Raw genomic sequence first — 14,137 nt, 5'->3', positions numbered from 1 at the left:
CGCACGAGGAGAGAGCAGCACCATGGGCAAGGAATTCGAGATCGTCCGCGAGTTCGAGGTCGAGGCGGCACCGGAGGAGGTCTGGGAGGCCGTCACCACCGGCTCGGGCGGCTGGCTGTGGCCCCAGGAGTTCGAGCCCCGCCAGGGCGGCGCGGCGCCCTTCGGCGGCGTCCTCACCGTCTGGGACCCGCCGCACCACCTGACCGCCCGCGCCGAGTTCACCGACGCCGCCCGGAACCAGGTCTTCAACCAGCTCGAGCACCTCATCGAGGCGCGCGAGGGCGGCGGCTCCCTGGTGCGCTACGTGCACAGCGGCATCTTCGTGGACGACTGGGACAACCAGTACGACGGTGCGAGCAAGCACACCGACTTCTACCTGCACACCCTGCGCCAGTACCTGGCGCACTTCGCGGGCCGCCCCGCCGCCTTCGCGACCGTGAACGGCCCCGGCGCCTCCACCGCGCCGGACGCCCTGGAGGCCGTCAGCCGCGCGCTCGGCGTCCCGGACGAGGCCGGCGAGGGCGCCGGCGTCCGCCTGCGACTGCCCGGCGCGGCGGACCCCGTGGACGCCGTCGTGGACTTCCGCGATCCGTACTTCGTCGGCGTGCGCAGCGCCGACGCCATGTACCGGGTCTTCGGCCGCAACCACTTCGGCGCGCCGGTCGGCATCAGCGTGCACGACTTCTCCGCCGGCGCCGACGGCGAGGAGGCCGCGGAACGCTGGCAGCGCTGGCTCGACGGCGTCTTCGCCTGACGCGCGCGGAGCCCGTCGCACGGACGACCACGACGGAACCGCCCCGGCTGGACTCCAGCCGGGGCGGTTCGCGTCGTACGGGCCGCGGTTCGGTCAGCCGAGGGTCGCCAGCGCCTCGTTGAGGGTGGCCGACGGGCGCATGACGGCCGAGGCCTTCGCCGGGTCGGGCTGGTAGTAGCCGCCGATGTCGGCCGGGGAGCCCTGGACGGCGATCAGCTCGCCGACGATGGTCTCCTCCTGCTCGGCCAGCGTCTGGGCGAGCGGGGCGAAGGCCTTGGCCAGCTCCGGGTCGTCCGTCTGCCGCGCCAGCTCCTGGGCCCAGTACAGGGCCAGGTAGAAGTGGCTGCCGCGGTTGTCGATGCCGCCGAGCTTGCGGCTGGGCGACTTGTCCTCGTTGAGGAAGGTGCCGGTGGCGCGGTCCAGGGTGTCGGCCAGGACCTGGGCGCGGGCGTTGCCCGTGGTGGTCGCCAGGTGCTCGAAGCTGACGGCGAGGGCCAGGAACTCGCCCAGGCTGTCCCAGCGCAGGTAGTTCTCCTTGACCAGCTGCTGCACGTGCTTGGGCGCGGAGCCGCCGGCGCCGGTCTCGAACAGGCCGCCGCCGTTCATCAGCGGGACGACCGACAGCATCTTGGCGCTGGTGCCCAGCTCCAGGATCGGGAAGAGGTCGGTCAGGTAGTCGCGCAGCACGTTGCCGGTGACCGAGATCGTGTTCTCGCCGCGGCGGATGCGCTCCAGGGAGAACGCGGTCGCCTCCACCGGGGACTTGATCTCGATCTGCAGGCCCTCGGTGTCGTGCTCCGTGAGGTACTGCTTCACCTTGCCGATGAGGATCGCGTCGTGGGCGCGCTCCGCGTCCAGCCAGAACACGGCCGGGTCGCCGGTCGCGCGGGCGCGGGTGACGGCGAGCTTGACCCAGTCCTTGATCGGCGCGTCCTTGGTCTGGCAGGCGCGGAAGATGTCACCCGCGGAGACGGCCTGCTCCAGCACGACGTTGCCGGCCCGGTCGACCAGGCGGACGGTGCCGGTGTGCTGGATCTCGAAGGTCTTGTCGTGGCTGCCGTACTCCTCGGCCTTCTGCGCCATCAGGCCGACGTTGGGCACCGAGCCCATGGTGGCCGGGTCGAAGGCGCCGTGGGCGCGGCAGTCGTCGATGACGGCCTGGTAGATACCGGCGTAGCTGCTGTCCGGGAGCACCGCGAGGGTGTCGGCCTCCTGGCCGTCCGGGCCCCACATGTGGCCGGAGGTGCGGATCATGGCCGGCATGGAGGCGTCGACGATGACGTCGCTCGGGACGTGCAGGTTGGTGATGCCGCGGTCGGAGTCGACCATCGCCAGGGCCGGGCCCTCGGCGAGCTCGGCCTCGAAGGACGCCTTGATGGCCGCGCCCTCGGGAAGCGCCTCGACACCCTTGAGGATGCCGCCGAGACCGTCGTTCGGGGTCAGGCCGGCGGCGGCGAAGGCCTCGCCGTACTGCGCGAAGGTCTTCGGGAAGAAGGCGCGCACCACGTGGCCGAAGACGATCGGGTCGGAGACCTTCATCATCGTGGCCTTGAGGTGCACGGAGAACAGCACGTCCTCCGACTTGGCACGGGCGACCTGCTCGCCGAGGAACTCGCGGAGCACCGCGACGCGCATGACGGAGGCGTCCACGACCTCGCCCGCGAGCACCGGCACCGACTCGCGCAGCACCGTGGTGGTGCCGTCGTCGCCGAGCAGCTCGATGCGCAGGGAGCCGTCCTCGGCGATGACCGCGGACTTCTCGGTGGACCGGAAGTCGTCACCGGTCATGTGCGCGACGTTGGTCTTGGAGTCGGCCGACCAGGCACCCATGCGGTGCGGGTGCGCCTTGGCGTAGTTCTTGACCGACGCGGGGGCGCGGCGGTCGGAGTTGCCCTCGCGCAGGACCGGGTTGACGGCGCTGCCCTTGATCTTGTCGTAGCGGGCGCGCACGTCCTTGTCCTCGTCGGACTTCGCGTCGTCCGGGTAGTCCGGCAGCGCGTAGCCCTGCTCCTGCAGCTCCGCGACGGCGGCCTTCAGCTGCGGGATCGAGGCCGAGACGTTCGGCAGCTTGATGATGTTGGCCGCGGGGGTCTTGGCCAGCTCACCGAGCTCGGCGAGGGCGTCGGGGATGCGCTGGCCCTCCTCCAGGTACTCGGGGAAACTGGCGATGATCCGGCCGGCCAGGGAGATGTCGCGGGTCTCCACGGCGACTCCGGCCGTGGAGGCGTACGCCTGGATCACGGGCAGGAACGAGTACGTCGCCAGCGCCGGCGCCTCGTCGGTGTGCGTATAGATGATGGTCGAGTCAGTCACCGGGTGCTCCGCTCCACGTCTGCAACATTGCAACATTGCTCGACATCAAGATATCTCGTGAGCGCATCCGTCTCGACGGGACCCTGCCCACGGCGGCGACGCCCGACGGCCGGACTCCGTCGACGACCTCCTGGCGACCCCGTCCCCGCTCCTCCGCGCCCCCGGCCGACGCACGGCCGTGGTGGCCGCGGGGATATCAGGCACATTAACTATGGTGTCCCACCACATGGGCCGGTGACCTGCGTCTTTCTACGTTGTGCCGACACGGAAACGTCCCCGACAACCGCCTGGAAGTGGTGCACATGGCTTCCCCCGCAACCGCTCCCCCACCGCCGGCCGGCCTCCGGCGGATCGTCGCCGCGAGCCTGATCGGCACGACCATCGAGTGGTACGACTTCTTCCTCTACGGGTCCGCCGCCGCCCTCGTCTTCAACAAGCTGTTCTTCCCCGGCTCGGATCCGCTGGTCGGCACCCTCCTGTCGTTCCTGACCTATGCGGTGGGCTTCGCCGCGCGGCCCATCGGCGCGCTGGTCTTCGGGCACTACGGGGACCGCCTCGGGCGCAAGCGCCTCCTGGTGCTCAGCCTGCTGCTCATGGGCGGCGCGACCTTCTGCATCGGCCTGCTGCCGACCCACGCCACCCTCGGCGCGGCCGCGCCCGTACTGCTCACCGCGCTGCGCCTGGTGCAGGGATTCGCGCTCGGCGGCGAGTGGGGCGGCGCGGTGCTGCTGGTGTCGGAGCACGGGGACGCCCGGCAGCGTGGTTTCTGGGCCTCCTGGCCGCAGACCGGGGCCCCCGCCGGACAGCTGCTGGCCACAGGTGTGCTGTCCGCGCTGACCGCCCTGCTGTCGGATGCCGCCTTCACCTCGTGGGGCTGGCGCGTGCCCTTCCTGCTGTCCGGCGTCCTGGTCATGGTCGGCCTGTGGATCCGGCTCTCGGTGGACGAGTCCCCGGTCTTCAAGGAGGCCCTCGCGCGGGCCGAGGCCCGCAAGACCGAGACCGCGGCGGTCGAGCGGATGCCGCTGGTGGCCGTGCTGCGCGACCACTGGCGCGACGTGCTCGTGGCGATGGGCGCGCGCATGGCCGAGAACATCAGCTACTACGTGATCACGGCCTTCGTCCTGGTGTACGCGACCACACAGGCGGGCCTCGGCAAGCAGACCGCGCTCAACGCCGTGCTCATCGCCTCCGCCGTGCACTTCGCGGTGATCCCGGCCTGGGGCGCGCTCTCGGACCGGATCGGCCGCAAGCCGGTCTACCTGCTGGGCGCGGCCGGGGTGGGCCTGTGGGCGTTCCCCTTCTTCGCGCTGATCGACACCAAGAGCTTCCCGGCGCTGCTGCTGGCCGTGACGGTCGGCCTGATCCTGCACGGCGCCATGTACGCGCCCCAGGCCGCCTTCTTCTCTGAGATGTTCGCGACCCGGATGCGCTACTCGGGCGCCTCGATCGGCGCCCAGTTCGCCTCGGTCGCGGCCGGCGCCCCGGCACCGCTCATCGCGACGGCGCTGCTCGCCGACTACGACAGCGCGACCCCGATCGCCCTCTACGTCATCCTCGCCGCCGTCATCACCCTGGTCGCGGTCTCCGTGGCCAAGGAGACCCGCGGCCGCGACCTCGCGGCCGTCGAACCCGAGACCGCGGACGAGGCGCCCCTCGCCCGTTCGGCGCCCGCGAGCTGAGGCCGCCGGGACCGGACGTCCGCAGCCCGGCGCAGACCCCGCCACCGTCGTCGGTGGCGGGGTCTGCCGTCGCCGTCGACGACAAGGGGGGCGTGGATCAGTCCTGGCCCGAGGAAAGGCGGTGCAGGCGCAGCGCGAGCTGGATCTCCAATGCCCGGTCCGGTGACTGCCAGTCCGGGCCGAGCAGGTGGGATATCCGTTCCAGACGCTGGGCGACGGTGTTGACGTGCACGTGGAGGGCGTCCTTGGTGCGCACCGGGCTCATGCCGCTGGAGAAGTAGGCGTCGAGGGTGCGGACGAGCTCGGTGCCGCGTCGTACGTCGTAGTCGGCGACGGTCCCTATGGTGCGGTGGACAAAGCCGTCGACGTCCCGGGCGTCGGTGAGCAGCAGGCCGAGGAATCCGAAGTCGGCCCCCGCGGCGCCCTCTCCGGCGCGGCCGAGGGCGCGCAGGGCGTCGCCGCAGCGCTGGGCCTCGGCATAGGCGAGTGCCACCGATCCGGGACGGCCGGCCGGAGCGGCAACGGGGTTGGACGCCCCCACGGTGACGGCGGCCTGGACGGCGGTGCCGAGCTGGCGGGCGATGCGGCGCGCCGTGGACGAGGCGTCGGCGTCCGGCTCGAGAGGGAGCAGCAGCACGGTGCCGCCGTCCCTCGCCGCCGCCAGGCCACGGTGGGTGGCCGCGATGTGCGTGGCGGCGGACCACAGGCGGAGCCGGTCGGAACTGCCGTCGGTCTCGTCGTCGATGCGCGCGGCCAGCACAATGTGCGGGGCGTCCAGGTCGGCGCGCAGCCGTCCGGCGCGTTCCCGCAGCAACCGGGGGTCGCGGTGCGGGGCGTCGAGCAGGTCGTCCAGCAGTTCGCCGCGGAAGCGCTGTTCGGCCTCGGCCGCGTTGCGGCGGGCGAGCAGCAGCAGGGAGGTGACCATCGCGGCCCGCTCCAGGGTGCGTTGGTCGACGGGATCGAGTTCGGGGTGGCCCCGCAGCAGCAGCGCGCCGAGCAGTTCGCCGCCCGCGGTGACGGCGGCGGCCCAGGTGCCGCCCTGGCGCACGGCGCGGCCGTCCTTGCGGGAGCGGGCGACGGCGTCGGCCAGTTCGCCGGGGACGGGCTCGTGGTCGTGGCCCACCACGCGGACCGTTCCGGCGAGCACTTGGGCGACCGCGTGTGCGACGTCGTCCACATCGCCGCCGCGCAGCACGAGTTCGGTCAGCCGGTCGTGCACCTCGGAGGCGCGTTCCAGCGCCGCGCTGTGGGTGCGGATGGTCTCGTTCGCCGCGCCGAGGTCGGCGAGGGCCGAACGGGTCTCCTCGAGCAGGTTGGCCGTGTCGATGGCGACGGCCGCGAGCGAGGCGAGCGAGGCCAGCAGGGCGATCTGCTCCCGCTCGAAGACCCGGGCCCGCCGGTCGGCCGCGTACAGCACGCCGATGACCCCGGTCCCGAGCACCAGCGGCACCCCGAGGATCGCGACCAGGCCCTCGTCGTGCACCGCGGAGTCGATCGGGGAGGTGTGGCGGAACCGCTCGTCGTCGAAGTAGGACTCGGTGACGTAGGGCATCGCGGTCTGGGCGACCAGCCCGCCCAGCCCCTCCCCCATGCCGAGCCGCACACGCTGGAAGCGCGCCGAGACCGAGCCCTCGGTGACCCGCATGTAGGTGTCGCCGAGTTTGCGGTCGTTCAGGCTCAGATAGGCCACGTCCGTGCCGAGCAGCGAGCGGGCGCGGTGCACGATGGCCTGCAGCACGGAGTCCAGGTCGCGCAGCCCCGCGAGGTCGCCGGCCGTCTCGAAGAGCGCCGACAGCTCGGCCTCGCGCCGTCGCCGGCCCTCCATCTCCGCGCGCACCCGCAGCGCCAGCATCTTGGCCTGCTCCAACTCGGCGAGCACGGTGGGCGCCGCGCCCTCGGCCCGGGCGGCCAGCACCGGGCGTTCGTACTCCTCCGCCGGGGCACCCCGGGCCAGCAGCCGCAGGTAGGGCGCGTCGGCGGGTCCGTACGGAGGCATGGGTCCGCTGGTGTCCTCGTGGTCGTCCCGGGCGGATGGGTCGTGGCGGTCGGATGCGTCGTGGAGGTCGGGCACGGTGTCAGGGATACCGGCAGATCAATGTGCCGTCCATCCGCCGTCCATGGTCAACGACGCGCCGGTGACGAAGGACGCCTGCGGGGAACAGAGATACGCGGCCATCTCGGCGACCTCCTCCGGCTCCACGAGCCGCTTCACGGCGGAGTCCGCGAGCAGGATCTCGCCGACCACCCGCTCGGGGGCGATGCCGTGCGCGGCCGCCTGGTCGGCGATCTGCCGCTCGACCAGCGGGGTGCGTACGTAGCCGGGGCACACGCAGTTGGAGGTCACGCCGTGCGCGGCGCCCTCGAGCGCGGCCGTCTTCGAGAGCCCTTCGAGACCGTGCTTGGCGGCGACATAGGCGCTCTTGTACGGCGAGGCGCGCAGTCCGTGCACCGAGGAGATGTTCACGATGCGGCCCCAGCCCTGGCCGTACATGTGCGGCAGCGCGCCGCGCATGAGCCGGAACGGGGCCTCCAGCATCACCCGCAGCACCGTGGAGAACACCTGCGGCGGGAAGTCCTCGATGGGCCGGACCAGTTGGAGCCCGGCGTTGTTGACGAGGATGTCGGTGCCTGCCCCGGCGTGCTCGGCGGCGTCGAGGTCGGTGAGGTCCAGCGTGAGCGCCTCGACCGTGCCGGGGAGGTCGTCGCCCGTGGCCCGTTCGACGAGGGCGGCCAGGCCCTCGGCGTCGCGGTCCACGGCACGCACCTTGGCGCCCGCGGCGGCCAGCCGCAGCACACACGCGCGTCCGATGCCGCCCGCGGCTCCGGTGACCAGGGCGGTGCGGCCGCCCAGGTCGGGGACGCCCGGCTGGGGGGTGGAGTCCGTCATGGCCACGAGGCTAGGCAACGACGGCCCCCGCACCGATGTGGGCAACGCCCACAGTCACGTCCGAGCCGGTGGGCGCACCCCACACTCACTCTTCCGGCGGCCCCGCCGGCTCGAACCAGGTGGGTCCTTCGGAGAGCGCGTGCTTGAGGCGCAGCTGTCCGTGGCCGCCGAGCTCGGGCAGCTCGTCCATGCCGAACCAGGCGACCTCCAGCGACTCGTCGTCCGCCACGTGCGCCTCGCCGCCCACGGCACGGCAGCGCAGGGTGATGTCGACGTACTGGCAGCGGTCGCCGTTGGGATAGAGCACCGGCTTGATCGTCTGGACCAGGACGACCCGTTCGGCCACCGCCCGGACACCGGTCTCCTCCAGCACCTCCCGCACGGCGGTCTCGGCGGGCTGCTCACCGGGTTCGCTGATCCCCCCGATCAGGGACCAGCGCCCGTTGTCGGCACGGCGGTTGAGCAGGACGCGGTTGTCGTCGTCGAGGACGACCGCCGTGACACCGGGCAGCAGCAGCTGCCGGTGGCCGACGAGGGCGCGCAGCTCGCGGATGAATTCGGGAATCGGCACGCCCTCGAGCCTACGTGCTCGCGTGGATCATGTCCGCCGTGGCGGTCGGGCCGCCGCGAGTGCCACGGTGTTACCGCACGACATATCCACACCACCACGTCACAGCGGTTACCGTGAGCCCCGGGGGATCCCGCCCGCGCGGGGTGGCGTCAGGGGGTTCGGGGATGAACACGACAACGGGTGACGCGGCCGGCATCGCCGGCGACGACGCCCCGCCCGACAGCCCGCGATCCGGCCGGGGCGACGCCGTCGGAGCGGCGCTCCTGGCCGCGAGCGCGGTGTGGGCGCTGGTCTCGGCGGTCGGCCGTCCCGCACGGCCCGAGGGCGTCCTGCTCGCGGTGCTCGCCGTCGCCGCCGGCTTCGCCGCCGGGCGGATCGGCGGGGCCCTGCGTCCGGTCGCGGTGCCCGCCACCGCGGCCGTGGGCGCGGTCGCGCTGACACTGCTGCTGCCCGGACGTCTGTCGCGCGGACCGCACACCCCGCCGCTGGGATACGTCAACGCCGACGCCGCCCTCATGGTGCTCGCCACCGGCGCCGCGTGCTGCGCCGCGTGGGCCGCCCGCCCGGGCCCGCTGCGGCTCGGCCTGCGGCTGCTCGGCGCCCTGGCGGCGCTGCTCGCCCTCGGCCTCGGCTCGGCAGCCGGTTTCGCCGCCTCGCTCGGCGTGCTCCTGTGCTCACTCGCGGCCGACCGCACGCCGCGGGTGGTCGGGCTCGCCGGACTGGCGCTGGCCACCGTCGTGGCGGTCGGCGGCACGTACGCGGTCGCCGTGGACGCCCTGCCGCCGGGACTGTCCGCGTCCCTGTCCGGCCAGCTCACCCCCGCGCGCGTCAGGCTCTGGCACGAGGCCCTGGACATCGCGGGGACCAGCCCGCTGCGCGGTGTCGGTCCCGGACGGTTCGCGGACGTGGAGGACACCGGGGACACGTCGGACACCGACGTCACCGCCGGCAGCGGCAAACCCCGGTCGGCCCCGCTCCAGCTCGCCGCCGAGCAGGGCGTCCCGGGCGTCGCCCTCCTCGCCGCCTCCTACGCCTGGATCCTGTGGGCCCTGCGCCGCTCCCCCCGCACCACGCCCGTCGTCCTCACCGCCGCGGCCGCGCTCACCGGCCTGGCCATGCAGTCCGCCGTGGACCACGTCCTCAGCTACGCCGCCGTCACCGCCGGCGCGGGCCTCCTCGCGGGCCTCGCCACCTCCCGCCCGACCCGCGACGGACCGCCGACCGGGCACTGAGCGCGCGCACGGACGTTGCGGGGCCGGCACGGCCGCTCAGGCAGGGGACGGACCCGGCCGTGCGCCGAAGAGGATGACGCGGATCTCCTCCGCCTCGAGGTTGCCGCTGAGCCGCAGCTCCGCGCGCAACGCCGTGACGAGTTCGGACAGGCGGCGCTGGACCACGGGATCGGAGCCCACGAACCCGCCGTCCCGCTCGATCGCGGCCAGTATCCGGCCGGCCTCGGCATTGCCGTAGGTGGCCAGGCGCGCCTTCGCGGAGGAGACGAGGACCAGGGACTCGGTGATCCGGTCCTCCAATACGGCGGCGCGTTCCGCCGTCACGGCGTGTCCGGCGCCGTGGAGACGTCCGCGGTACTGGGCGTTCTCGGCGATGCCACGCATGAAGTCCACCAGCGCGTCGCCGGCGCGTTCGGCCCGCTGGCGGCGGTTCTCGTTGCGGCGGGCATGGAGCGCGTTCACGGACGCGAGCACCACACCCGCGGCGAATCCGACCACCGCGATGACCAATTCACTTGCGAGGGACGTGTCCCCAGCCGCCGACCACATCATGATCCCGCCCCCCCAACCGCGCAATCGAGGCATTCAAGCCTAGGCGGCCGACGACCCGACGGCAGGCACTTGCTGCGGATCGGAAGGGCGATCTACCATCGGTGGCGCTTCGAATCGATTCGACAGCATCGGCACCACGACACACCGCCGCCGGGAGGAGCCGCATGGCCACGATCAAGGACGTCGCGGAGCGCGCGGGAGTCGCGCCGAGCACCGTGTCGTACGTCCTGAGCGGGTCCCGCAAGATCTCCGAGGAGACGCGCCGCGCCGTGCGGCAGGCGATCGACGAGCTGGGCTACCACCCGCGGGCGAGCGCGCGGACGCTGCGGAGCACACGGACGCAGGTGCTGGCCCTCGCGCTGCCGCGGGTCGCCGGGGGCTACCGGGCGGTCGACGGGCGCTTCGCCATCGGCATCAGCGACGCGGCCCGCGCGCACGGGTACGACGTCCTGCTCACAACGGCGCGGGAGGGCGTCCCGGGGCTGCGCCGGATCGCGGGCGGCCGGCAGGCGGACGCCGCGATCCTCATGGCGGTCGAGATGGAGGACCCCCGCATCGAGGCGTTGCGCGAACTCGCCTTCCCCACCGCCCTGCTGGGCCGGTCGGCCGACGACTCGCAGCCGTGGACCGATCTGGACTGGGAGGCCGCGACCGCCCTGGCGGTCCGTACGGTCGTCGCGGCCGGGCACCGCGACGTCGCTTTCCTCGCGACCACCGACCACGAACTGCGGGCCCGGCGCGGCTACGCGGTCCGCGGGGTCGCGGGCGCACGCCGGGCCGCGGCGGAGACGGGCGCGGACGTCGCCGTCCGCGAGTCGACCGGCGACATGCCGCGGCTGCCGCACGTGCTCCGCACCCTGCTCTGCGGCGAACGGCCGCCGACCGCGCTGGTCGTGCAGCACGTCGCCGCGCTGCCGCACATCCTGGCCGCCGTCACCGCGGAGGGGCTGCGGGTCCCGGAGGACCTGTCGGTCGTGGCGGTCGGCAATCTCGCGGACGATGTCGGGGGACGCGAACTGCCGCGCATCGAGCTGCCGGTGGAGGAGATGTCCGCCGAGGTCGTGCGGCTGGCCGTGGAGACGATCGACGCCCATGCGCAGGGCGTCGTCCCGTCCGGCCTCGCTCCCGGCGGGCGGCTGATCGCCCCCGTCCTGCTGGCGCGCGAGCGTGTCGCGCCGCCCCGTCCACGTCCGCGCCCCGCCGGGCGCTGAGCCACCCCGCCCGTCCCGCCCCGTTCCGTTCCGTCCCGTCCCGTCCCGCCGCACCGCACACCGAGCCGAGGGAGCCCCTTCGCATGCCCACCGAACTCCCGTCCTTCCCGCCCGGATTCCTCTTCGGCGCCGCGACCGCGGCCTACCAGATCGAGGGCGCCCACGACGAGGACGGCCGCGGGCCGTCCATCTGGGACACCTTCAGTCACACCCCCGGCCGCACGGCGGACGGCGCCACCGGTGACGTCGCGTGCGACCACTACCACCGCCACGCCGAGGACGTCGCGCTCCTCGAGGGCCTCGGTGTCGACTCCTACCGCTTCTCCGTCGCCTGGTCGCGCGTGCTGCCCGAGGGCCGGGGCCGGATCAACGACAAGGGCCTGGACTTCTACGACCGCCTCACCGACGATCTGCTGGCCGCCGGCATCTCCCCCGCCGTCACCCTCTACCACTGGGACCTGCCCCAGGCCCTGGAGGACGAGGGCGGCTGGCGCAGCCGCGCGACGGCCGAGCACTTCGCCGCGTACGCGGGGATCGTCGCGGACCGCCTCGGGGTCCGCGTCGGACGCTGGATCACCCTGAACGAGCCCTACTGCTCGGCCTTCGTCGGCTACGCCGAGGGACGGCACGCCCCCGGCGCCCGCGAGGGGACGGGCGCGCTGGCCGCCGCGCACCACCTGCTGCTCGGCCACGGCCTCGCGGTGCCGGCCCTGCGCGCCGCGGGAGCGCGCGAGATCGGCATCACCCTCAACCTCGACCGCATCGAGGCCGCGAGCGGCTCCGCGGCCGACCAGGGCGCACTGCGCCGGGCCGTGACGCTGCACAACGACACCTGGACGGAACCGCTGTTCGCCGGCCGCTACCCGGCCGGCGAGGCCGAGACGTGGGGCGCGCTCGCCGACGGCTCGTACCGCCGCGAGGGCGACCTCCAGGTCATCGGCGCCCCGCTGGACTTCGTGGGCCTGAACTTCTACCGCCCGCTCACCGTCGAGGACGCGCCGCACCGCGAGGCCGACCCGGCCCGCCGCACCGCGGTCGACATCGGTGTGCGCGAGACCGACCCGTACGGGACGCGGCACACCACCATGGGCTGGCCGGTCGTACCCCAGGCGTTCACGGCGCTCCTGCTGGAACTGCGCGACCGCTACCCGTCGCTGCCCCCGGCCCTGATCACGGAGAACGGTTCGGCCGAGGCCGACGTCCGCGCCGCCGACGGGAGTGTCGACGACCCGGACCGGGTGGCGTACCTGGCGGACCACCTCCACGCGCTGGCCGCCGCGATCGACGCGGGCATGGACGTGCGCGGGTACTACGTCTGGTCGCTGCTGGACAACTTCGAGTGGGCCCGCGGGTACGGGCAGCGCTTCGGCATCGTCCACGTCGACTACGGCAACGGGGCCGAGAGGGTCCCGAAGTCGAGCTACGCCTGGTACCGCGACCTGATCGCCGCCCACCGCGCGCGGACCGGGAAGCAGCAGTCCTGACAGGCGCCGGAGGTCCGCTGGGCCACCGGGGTGAACCCGTGGGCGGGCAACCGCCCGCCTACGGGCGCAGGCCCAGCCGGGTGCGGATGGCCCGGACGGCGCCCTCGGCGTCGTCCACGGTGACGGTGAAGTGCCGCCCGTTGCCCAGGTCGATCACCACGCCGGGCCCGCGCCGGACGACCACCGCCGTGCCCTGCTCGGGGCGCCAGCGGTAGCCCCAGCCGCCCCAGTGCCGGGGGCTCACCAGGGGTGCGAGGTGGGCGTCGTTGATCTCGTTCCACGGGATGCTGCGGCGCGGCACGCCGATGTGGCCGCAGCGCACCTGGAGCCCGTCCCGGTCCACCTTCACGCGCACATGCGTGAAGGCGACGGTGCCGAACAGCACCAGGAGCCCCGCCGCGATGCAGCCCACCACCGACATGATCAGCGGCGCGACGCCGGAGGTGTAGGCGGAGTCCACGGCGAGTTCGATGCCCAGCGCCATGCAGGCAGCACCCACGCCCGCCAGCAGCCACTGGAATCGGTTGCTGGCGTGGCCCGTCCACACCTGGGGCGTACGCGCGTCGTCACGCTGCGCGTCCGTCATGTGAGCAGGGTACTCATCCGCGGGGCGGATGGCAGCCGTGCGAACGGGACCGGGGGCGGTGGGCCGTCAGAGGACGCGCGCCGCGCCGGACGCGGCGGAGGCGGCGTCCGCGAGGAAACGTCCCTCCGCATAGGCCAGCGCCTGCGGCGTGACCGCGCCCGGCCGGCCGCTGAGGATGACCGCGAGCCCGCCCGTCGGTGCGTTGGCCGGGGCGGGCGCGGCTCCGATCCGGCGCAGCGTCTGCGCGGCGACGGCGTCGGCGGAGCCGAACAGCGGGGCCGTGGTGTCCAGGGCCGCGCGGATGCGGTCGGCGACGAGTTCGTAGTGGGTGCAGCCCAGCACGACGGCCTCGGCGTCGGAGGGCGTGAGCGCCGCCGCGGCGGCGATGGCGGCCGCGGTACCCGCCGCGTCGGCCTTGTCCACGGCGTCGGCGAGACCGGGGCAGGGCACCTCGGTGACGGAGGCGCCGTTGCCGAACTCCCGGATCAGATCGCGCTGGTAGCGGCTGCCGGTGGTCGCCGGGGTCGCCCAGATCGCGACGGTGCGGGCACCGGCGGCGGCCGGCTTGATCGCGGGCACGGTGCCGATGACCGGGATCGAGGGTTCCAGTTCGGCGCGCAGCGCGGGCAGCGCGTGCACGGTCGCGGTGTTGCAGGCGACGATCAGCGCGTCGGGGCCGTGCAGCGCGGCCGCGCGTGCGCAGGCCAGCGCGTGGTCGGTGACGTCCTCGGGGGTGCGCGGGCCCCAGGGCATGCCGTCGGGGTCGCTCGAGAGCACGAGGTCCGCGTCGGGCCGCATCCGGCGGAGCGCGGCGGCCGCGGCGAGCAGCCCGATTCCGGAGTCCATCAGCGCGATCTTCACGGAGCAC

General features: G+C 73.7%; 12 protein-coding genes. 5 read left to right on the top strand and 7 right to left on the bottom strand.

The genetic code is table 11. The features are described from left to right. Positions 1 to 22 precede the first annotated feature (22 nt). On the top strand, positions 23 to 754 hold the full coding sequence (locus ACFYXS_RS32875; RefSeq protein WP_389254871.1) for an SRPBCC domain-containing protein: 732 nt from the start codon (positions 23 to 25) through the stop codon (positions 752 to 754). A 93-nt stretch (positions 755 to 847) separates the two neighbouring features. Here the strand turns inward: ACFYXS_RS32875 and ACFYXS_RS32870 are convergent, their stop codons facing one another. After that, positions 848 to 3,067, bottom strand: a complete 2,220-nt coding sequence (locus ACFYXS_RS32870) for an NADP-dependent isocitrate dehydrogenase (protein ID WP_389254869.1) — start codon at positions 3,065 to 3,067, stop codon at positions 848 to 850. Between the two features lie 302 nt (positions 3,068 to 3,369). Here ACFYXS_RS32870 and ACFYXS_RS32865 point away from each other — a divergent pair, with 302 nt between their 5' ends. Beyond that, positions 3,370 to 4,746: an MFS transporter gene (locus tag ACFYXS_RS32865; protein ID WP_389254867.1), complete on the top strand. Its 1,377-nt coding sequence runs from the start codon at positions 3,370 to 3,372 to the stop codon at positions 4,744 to 4,746. 97 nt (positions 4,747 to 4,843) lie between these two features. Here the strand turns inward: ACFYXS_RS32865 and ACFYXS_RS32860 are convergent, their stop codons facing one another. From ACFYXS_RS32860 to ACFYXS_RS32850, 3 genes are all read right to left on the bottom strand, one after another. Next, on the bottom strand, positions 4,844 to 6,742 hold the full coding sequence (locus ACFYXS_RS32860) for a helix-turn-helix domain-containing protein (RefSeq protein ID WP_389255076.1): 1,899 nt from the start codon (positions 6,740 to 6,742) through the stop codon (positions 4,844 to 4,846). A gap of 96 nt (positions 6,743 to 6,838) precedes the next feature. Continuing rightward, positions 6,839 to 7,633 (bottom strand): 3-hydroxybutyrate dehydrogenase, encoded by a 795-nt coding sequence (locus ACFYXS_RS32855; RefSeq protein WP_389254865.1) that lies wholly within the window; start codon positions 7,631 to 7,633, stop codon positions 6,839 to 6,841. A gap of 85 nt (positions 7,634 to 7,718) precedes the next feature. Beyond that, entirely contained in the window at positions 7,719 to 8,204 is a 486-nt protein-coding gene (locus tag ACFYXS_RS32850) for an NUDIX domain-containing protein (RefSeq protein WP_389254863.1), read from the bottom strand. 164 nt (positions 8,205 to 8,368) lie between these two features. Here ACFYXS_RS32850 and ACFYXS_RS32845 point away from each other — a divergent pair, with 164 nt between their 5' ends. Continuing rightward, positions 8,369 to 9,436, top strand: coding sequence for an O-antigen ligase family protein (locus ACFYXS_RS32845; RefSeq protein ID WP_389254861.1), 1,068 nt, complete (start codon positions 8,369 to 8,371; stop codon positions 9,434 to 9,436). Between the two features lie 36 nt (positions 9,437 to 9,472). On the opposite strand, the gene ACFYXS_RS32840 is transcribed toward ACFYXS_RS32845, so the two are convergent. Further along, entirely contained in the window at positions 9,473 to 9,898 is a 426-nt protein-coding gene (locus ACFYXS_RS32840) for a hypothetical protein (RefSeq protein WP_389254859.1), read from the bottom strand. Between the two features lie 254 nt (positions 9,899 to 10,152). On the opposite strand from ACFYXS_RS32840, the gene ACFYXS_RS32835 reads away from it, so the two are divergent. Together ACFYXS_RS32835 and ACFYXS_RS32830 are read left to right on the top strand one after the other, a co-directional pair. Beyond that, the gene (locus tag ACFYXS_RS32835; RefSeq protein ID WP_389254857.1) at positions 10,153 to 11,199 is read left to right on the top strand and encodes a LacI family DNA-binding transcriptional regulator; all 1,047 of its coding nucleotides are present in this window, start codon (positions 10,153 to 10,155) and stop codon (positions 11,197 to 11,199) included. Positions 11,200 to 11,282: 83 nt separating this feature from the next. Next, the gene (locus tag ACFYXS_RS32830) at positions 11,283 to 12,683 is read left to right on the top strand and encodes a GH1 family beta-glucosidase (protein ID WP_389254855.1); all 1,401 of its coding nucleotides are present in this window, start codon (positions 11,283 to 11,285) and stop codon (positions 12,681 to 12,683) included. Positions 12,684 to 12,741: 58 nt separating this feature from the next. Here ACFYXS_RS32830 and ACFYXS_RS32825 read toward each other — a convergent pair whose 3' ends face one another. Beyond that, positions 12,742 to 13,269: a hypothetical protein gene (locus tag ACFYXS_RS32825; protein WP_389254853.1), complete on the bottom strand. Its 528-nt coding sequence runs from the start codon at positions 13,267 to 13,269 to the stop codon at positions 12,742 to 12,744. A gap of 66 nt (positions 13,270 to 13,335) precedes the next feature. Next, positions 13,336 to 14,130 carry a glutamate racemase gene (locus ACFYXS_RS32820; protein ID WP_389254851.1) on the bottom strand — a complete coding sequence of 265 codons (795 nt, stop codon included), beginning with the start codon at positions 14,128 to 14,130 and terminating at the stop codon, positions 13,336 to 13,338. Positions 14,131 to 14,137 lie beyond the last annotated feature (7 nt).

It is taken from the genome of Streptomyces sp. NPDC002574 (genome assembly GCF_042889545.1).
GTDB lineage: Bacteria > Actinomycetota > Actinomycetes > Streptomycetales > Streptomycetaceae > Actinacidiphila.
The sequence above is the reverse complement of the archived record's forward strand: the minus strand, read 5'-3'. Positions and strand labels throughout refer to the sequence as shown.

Bases quoted from the DNA above. Each gene is read 5' to 3' on its own strand.
- ACFYXS_RS32875 (WP_389254871.1), top strand. From the start codon at position 23: ATGGGCAAGGAATTCGAGATCGTCCGCGAGTTCGAGGTCGAGGCGGCA.
- ACFYXS_RS32865 (WP_389254867.1), top strand. From the start codon at position 3,370: ATGGCTTCCCCCGCAACCGCTCCCCCACCGCCGGCCGGCCTCCGGCGG.
- ACFYXS_RS32860 (WP_389255076.1), bottom strand. From the start codon at position 6,742: ATGCCTCCGTACGGACCCGCCGACGCGCCCTACCTGCGGCTGCTGGCC.
- ACFYXS_RS32855 (WP_389254865.1), bottom strand. From the start codon at position 7,633: ATGACGGACTCCACCCCCCAGCCGGGCGTCCCCGACCTGGGCGGCCGC.
- ACFYXS_RS32845 (WP_389254861.1), top strand. From the start codon at position 8,369: ATGAACACGACAACGGGTGACGCGGCCGGCATCGCCGGCGACGACGCC.
- ACFYXS_RS32835 (WP_389254857.1), top strand. From the start codon at position 10,153: ATGGCCACGATCAAGGACGTCGCGGAGCGCGCGGGAGTCGCGCCGAGC.
- ACFYXS_RS32830 (WP_389254855.1), top strand. From the start codon at position 11,283: ATGCCCACCGAACTCCCGTCCTTCCCGCCCGGATTCCTCTTCGGCGCC.
- ACFYXS_RS32825 (WP_389254853.1), bottom strand. From the start codon at position 13,269: ATGACGGACGCGCAGCGTGACGACGCGCGTACGCCCCAGGTGTGGACG.